Raw genomic sequence first — 6,055 nt, 5'->3', positions numbered from 1 at the left:
CAGCAGGTCGGCCGGCAGGGCCGGCACGCTGGTGATCGGGTGCAGGGCCGCCATGGTCGGCAGCTTGGCCAGCGGCGGCAGCTCGCCCGCGCCCACCAGCGCCGCCAGCGCGTTGCGTGTCACCTGCGCCTGCTCGCGCAGCGCTTCGAGCTGCTGGCGCGCCTCCGGCAGCGCGCCCTCGCTTTGCCGCAGTTCGAGCGTGGTGTCGAGGCCGGCGCCCACGCGCTGGCGCACCAGCTTCAGCTGCTCCTCGCGTTGGGCCAGGGTGCGCTCGGCCACCGTGATCTGCTCGTTCAGGCGCACCAGCTGGAAGTAGGTGCGGGCCACGTTGCTCGCCAGCACCACGCGCGCGGCGGCCACGTCGGCCTGCGCGGCCCGCTCGGTGCCGAGCGCGGCCCGCAGCGCCGCCTCGTTGCGGCCGAAGAAATCGAGCTCCCAGTTCATGTTCACCTGCGCGGTGACGCTGTCCTGGATCGAACCGCCCAGCGGCGGCGGCACGATGCCGTTCTCGCTGAAGCGCTCGCGGGTGAAATCGAACTGGCCCTGGAACTGCGGCTGGTTGGCCGTGCCGGCGACGTCGCTGGCGGATTGCGCGCGGCGCAGCCGGGCCCGGGCGACGCCGAGCGTCGGGCTGTCGCGCAGCGCCTGCTCCTCCAGGGCGTCGAGTTGTGGATCGCCGAACTCGCGCCACCAGGTGGAAGAGACGGGGGCCACGGGCTGGGTGGAGGCCTGCGGGACGGCCGGCTCGCGCAGCTGCGCTTCCGGGGCGATGCCCTTGGTGCTGGCGCAGCCGGCCAGCAGCAGCGCCGCCGCCACGCCGGCCAGCGCGTTCCAGTTCTTGCTCATTCGTTTCCTTCGCGGCCGCTGCCTTGCAGCCTCGTTCCGTTGTCCAGGATGCGCTGCAGCAGCGACTTCAGCTGCAGCCATTCCTCCACGCTGAGACCTTCGAGGAACGCGTTCTGCACCTTGCACAGCACCTGAGGGATCTGCTTGGCGGCCTCGCGCCCTTCGGGGGTGAGCTGCAGGTTCACGACCCGCCGGTCCTCGCAGGAGCGCACCCGCTCGACCAGGCCCTTGGCTTCCAGCCGGTCGAGCGTGCGCGTCATGGCGCCGCCATCGAGCTGGCATTCGCGCGCGAGCTCGGCCACCGTGGAGGCCAGGCCCATGTGCAGCTTCATCAGGGGCACCCACTGGGCGTGGGTGAGGCCTTGCGGCTCGAGCGCCTCGTCGACCTCGCCGGCCATCAGGGTGAGGATGCGGCGCATCAGGTAAGCCGCGCTCTCGTCGGGACGATAGTCCTCCGGCGTGTAGAACATGGGAGCGTTGGGGGAACGGGCGGTCCGGGCCATGGAGACCGCGAAATATACTTGCCTAGGCAAATACTGTCAAGGCAGGTACGAAGGTTGAGCGTTCGGCGTTGGGCGTTGAACGTGGGGACCCACCCCCAACCGTTCAACGCTCAACGCTCAACGCTCAACGCTCAACCGGTATAGCCGTCGCGCAGCTGGCGCTTGAGCACCTTGCCGATGTCGCTGCGCGGCAGCTCGGGCAGGTAACGCAGGTCGGCCAGGCGCTGGATCTTGCCGACCCGCTCGTTGGCCCAGGAGCGCAGTTCCTCCGGCGCGGGTGCGCCTTCGTTCGGCACCACGAAGGCGACCGGGCTCTCGCCCCAGGCCTCGGAAGGTACGCCGATCACCGCCACCTCGTGCACCGCCGGATGGCCGCGCAGCACGGCCTCGAGGTCGCTCGGGTACACGTTGAAGCCGCCGCTGATGATCATGTCCTTGCGCCGGTCCATCAGCACCAGGAAGCCGTCGGCGTCGAAGCGGCCCACGTCGCCGGTGCGGATGAAGCGGTTGCCGGCAGCGTCGAACCACTCGGCCTCGCGCGTCTTGGCCGGCTGGTTCTGGTAGCCGGTCATCATGGAAGCCGAGCGGCCGACCACCTCGCCCGCCTCGCCGGGGGCGACCTCATGGCCCTGCTCGTCGAGCAGGCGGATGTCGTGGCCCTCGGCAGGCTGGCCCACGGTGTGCAGCTTGTCGGGAAACTTGTGCGCTTCCAGGATGCAGGTGCCGCCGCCTTCGGTCATGCCGTAGTACTCCACCAGCCCGCCCGGCCAGCGGGCCAGCACCTGCGCCTTCAGGGTGGCCGAGAAGGGCGCGCTGGTGCAGAACTTCATGCGGAACGACGACAGGTCGTAGCGGTCGAACTCCGGACAGGCCATCAGCCGCTGGTACTGCACCGGCACCAGCATGGCGTGGGTGGCGCGCGCGTCCTGCGCCAGTTCGAGGTAGGCCCGCGGGTCGAAGCGGCCTTCGGTCAGCACCAGCGTGCCGCCCTTGGCCAGGCAGGGCAAGGCGGAGACCAGCGTGGTGTTGGAGCACAGCGAGGTCGCCACCATGGTCACGGCGTCGGCCCCGTAGCCGTAGTTCTCGCCCCGCGCGACGTGGGCCCAGCGCATGCGGTGCGGCTGCACGATGCCCTTGGGCGTGCCGGTGGTGCCGGAGGAATAGATGATGTTGAAAGCCCAGTCGGGCTCGATGGCGACCGGCTGCGGGCGCGCGCCGGCTTGCAGCCAGGCCTCGAGCTGCGCCGCGTCGTCCATGCGGATGCGCGGCACGCCGGCCTCGAACGCCGGCACGGCCGCATCGGCGAAGAGAAAGCGCGCGCCGCTGTCTTCCACCATGCCGGCCAGCTGCTGCGCCGTGGCGCCGGTGGGCAGCGGCGCCACCGCCAGGCCGGCCCGCAGGCCGCCCAGGAACAGCAGCACGTAGGGAATCGAATTCGCACCGCAGATCGCGATCGCCTGGCGCGGCTGCACGCCGCGCGCCTGCAGCGTGGCGGCGATGCGGTTCACGGCCGCATCGAGCTGCTGCCAGGTGAGGCGGCCTGCGCCGCACCGCAGGGCCAGGTGCGACGGGCGGGCCAGGGCGTTCTCGTGGATCAGGTCGGGGATGGCGCGGAAGGGGGGCAGCCCCGCCGGCGCAACTGCATTCGTCACTTCGGATCTCCTTGTGCCGCGACTGTAAGGCAGGCGCCTGCGGAGGCTGTGTCCGACACGGCTCGCCCGCCGGTGCCGACGCCGCGCTCGGCCGCGCGGCCCCAGACTGGGCCTGAACCAAGAGGAGCACGCATGGCATACAGCAGCATCCTGGGCGCGGACCGCGCGCCCACCGAGCCCAGCGGGCGTGAAGCCGAACTGCTGGGCCCCAGCGACAACTCGGACAGCGGCAGCGACACCATCGGCACCGGCGAAGCGCGCGAGGACAGCATCGACACCGGCAAGACCGGTGACCGCGCCACCGTGGCCGGCCGCGAACTGCGCGAAGGCGCCGACATCCTGCCGGACCGGGTGGTGGACCTCGCCGACGGCGAAGGCTTTCCCGAGGCCGACCCGGACAGCACGGAAATGACCGACATGGACCCGCGCGAGGCCAAGCGCCTCGCGGAGCTGGACGACTCGCGCATCGGCGCGTCCGGCGAAGACTTCGGCGAAGAAGAAGCCTGAGCCCATGGGCACGCGCGCGCCGACGGCCCGCCCCGCCCCGGCGGCCGCCGCGATGCGGCGCGCCCGCCAGTTGCTGCGCGAGACCTTCGGCCTCGCGCGCCTGCGGCCCGGCCAGGCCGCCGTGATCGAGCGCGTGCTCGCCGGCGCGCCCACGCTGGCCGTGATGCCGACCGGGGCAGGCAAGTCCCTCTGCTACCAGTTGCCGGCATTGCTGCTGCCCGGTCGCACCGTGGTGGTCTCGCCACTGATCGCCTTGATGAAGGACCAGTGCGAATCGCTGCGCGAGCTGGGCATCGCGTGCGTGCAGGTGAACAGCGCGATCGACAGCGAGGAAGCCGAAGCGGCCGAAAGGGCCGTGGCCGACGGGTCCGCGCGCATCGTGATGACCACGCCCGAGCGGCTGGCGGAGCCGGCCTTCCTCGAGCTGCTGCGCGCGCATCCGGTGAGCCTGGTCGCGATCGACGAGGCGCACTGCATCTCGCACTGGGGACACGACTTCCGTCCGGCCTTCCTGGAGATCGCCCATGTGCTTCCGCGCCTGGGCAAGCCGGTCGTGCTGGCGCTCACCGCCACCGCGACCGAGGACATCGCCAAGGACATCTGCCAGCAGCTGGGCATCCCGCCGGAGGGCGTGGTCAACACCAGCGCCTACCGCTCCAACCTGGACCTGCGCGTGCTCCCGGTGGCGAAGGAAGACGACAAGCTGGCGCAGGCGCTGAAGATCGTGCGCGGCACGCAGGGCAGCGGCATCGTCTACACCGCCACCATCAAGTCGGCACAGGCGGTGCACGAGGCGCTGCTGGCCGCCGGCGAGTCGGTGGGGCTGTACCACGGCAAGATGGCTGCCGCCGAGCGGGCGGCGACGCAGGACGCGTTCATGGAAGGGGCGACCCGGGTGATCGTGGCCACCAATGCCTTCGGCCTGGGCATCGACAAGCCGGACATCCGCTTCGTGCTGCACTACCAGCTGCCCGCCACGCTGGAGGCGTACTACCAGGAGGCGGGGCGTGCCGGCCGCGACGGCGAGCTGGCCCGCTGCACCCTGCTGTTCCTGCGCGGCGACAAGGCGATCCAGCAGTTCTTCCTGGCCGGCCGCTATCCCGGCGAGGAGGATGCCGCCGCCATCGTGCAGGCGCTGCAGCAGCCACGCGAGGACGGCGAGGCCTGGACGCTGCCGCTGCTGCAGGCGAAGCTCGGTCGGCCGAAGGCCAAGCTGCAGGTCGCGCTCGGGCTGCTGCGCAAGGACCGGATCGTCAGCCAGTCGCGCGACGGCACGCTGAAGCTGCAGGCCCGGCCCGCCAGCGGCGCGCGCCTGCGCGAGCTGACCGAGGGCTACGGCAGGAAGCGCGACCTGGACCGCGAGGCGCTGGAGCGCATGGTCTTCTACGCCCAGACCGGCCAGTGCCGCTGGCGCGTGCTGCTGGAGCACCTGGAGGACGGCGCTCCCTTCGAGCGCTGCGGCCACTGCGACAACTGCCGCCGCATCGCGGCGCACGAGGCGGTGGTGGAGGAGTTGCTGCGCAGCGCGCCCGAGCCCGAGGAAGCGGGCGCCGAAGCGAACGCCGCCCCGGTGTTCGCCCGCGGCGACCTGGTGGAAGTGCGGCGCTATGGCCGCGGCGTGGTGCAGGAAGCCAGCGACACGCAGGTGACGGTGGTGTTCGCAGACCGCAGCAAGCGCACCTTCCTGCCCGAGTACGTGCGCAAGGCGCGGGCGCAGAAGGGGGCGAAGCCGCCGCCGGCGGCGGCAGCGGCGAGCGCGTAGACGGGCGCTCGTGGGCGTGTGGGCCCGTGATTGCGTTGGCTAGCGCGCTCAGCGGTATTCGTAGGCTGGTGCTGACCGCGCGCAACGCGCGCCGGAAGCCCAGCGCTTCGCTGCGCTCGCGCATCGCTGGGCTTCGGCGCGCTGCGCGCGCTCTCAGCACCAGCCTACGCAATGCGCCTCCGCGCCGCTCTACCGCACCGCAACCGACCGCCTCTTCCACTCGGCATCCTGCCAACGCTGGAACGGCCCGAGCGCGTCCGGCTCGCCGGACTGGCGCTGCGTGGCGAGGGTGTCCAGGCCGACGCCAGGTCGCCGTCGGCGAGCTCGCCCTTCTGCACCGACGCCAGTTCCGTCATGGCGCGCTCCGCCGCAGCGGCAGCACCGACATCATCCGCCCGCCGCGCGTGCTCGTAGGCCAGCGTGCTCCACACCGACGCGCGGCGTAGCGCAACGCGGTTCCTCCCATAGGCCGGCAGTCCCTTCACTTCCACCCGCTCCAGCACCTCGGCGCGCCAGCGGTTCCATGCGTGCCGCTGCACGGGCCCGAGCGCCGGATCCGCGCACGCCGGCTGCGTCAGGGCCAGCACCGCGCGGGCCTGCTGCGGCGGCGTGGCGGGCAGCGCCAGCACGCGCCGGAAGGCGTCGCCGTCGTAGCAGATGCGCATGCGGCCGTCCTGCTCGTAGCTCGCGAACTTCACGCCATAGCCGCGCGCCACTTCCAGGTGGGCCGACAGCGCCGCCTGGCCGCGCGCCGTGGCGGCGCCCTCGTTCACGCGCTGCGCCAG

General features: G+C 71.9%; 5 protein-coding genes and 1 pseudogene. 2 read left to right on the top strand and 4 right to left on the bottom strand.

From position 1 onward, the window contains the following. The 3 genes from VFM98_RS15725 to VFM98_RS15715 all read right to left on the bottom strand — a co-directional run. The coding region (locus tag VFM98_RS15725) for a TolC family protein (protein WP_325110845.1) at nt 1–846 on the bottom strand (846 nt) is incomplete at its 3' end. Continuing rightward, nucleotides 843–1,316, bottom strand: a complete 474-nt coding sequence (locus VFM98_RS15720) for a MarR family transcriptional regulator (protein WP_325110844.1) — start codon at nt 1,314–1,316, stop codon at nt 843–845. The genes VFM98_RS15720 and VFM98_RS15725, both read right to left, overlap by 4 nt. Before the next feature lie 164 nt (nt 1,317–1,480). Continuing rightward, the gene (locus tag VFM98_RS15715; protein ID WP_325110843.1) at nt 1,481–3,001 is read right to left on the bottom strand and encodes a class I adenylate-forming enzyme family protein; all 1,521 of its coding nucleotides are present in this window, start codon (nt 2,999–3,001) and stop codon (nt 1,481–1,483) included. A 132-nt stretch (nt 3,002–3,133) separates the two neighbouring features. On the opposite strand from VFM98_RS15715, the gene VFM98_RS15710 reads away from it, so the two are divergent. Then, the gene (locus VFM98_RS15710; protein WP_325110842.1) at nt 3,134–3,508 is read left to right on the top strand and encodes a hypothetical protein; all 375 of its coding nucleotides are present in this window, start codon (nt 3,134–3,136) and stop codon (nt 3,506–3,508) included. Nucleotides 3,509–3,512: 4 nt separating this feature from the next. After that, nucleotides 3,513–5,270, top strand: coding sequence for a RecQ family ATP-dependent DNA helicase (locus VFM98_RS15705; protein ID WP_325110841.1), 1,758 nt, complete (start codon nt 3,513–3,515; stop codon nt 5,268–5,270). Between the two features lie 164 nt (nt 5,271–5,434). Here the strand turns inward: VFM98_RS15705 and VFM98_RS15700 are convergent. Continuing rightward, nucleotides 5,435–6,055, bottom strand: a pseudogene (locus VFM98_RS15700) (hypothetical protein); the annotation flags it as partial.

The sequence above is a fragment of the Ramlibacter sp. genome, from assembly GCF_035706265.1.
Taxonomy (GTDB): Bacteria; Pseudomonadota; Gammaproteobacteria; order Burkholderiales; family Burkholderiaceae_C; genus Ramlibacter.
Note: the sequence above shows the minus strand (reverse complement) of the source record. Positions and strands in the feature narration are given on the sequence as shown.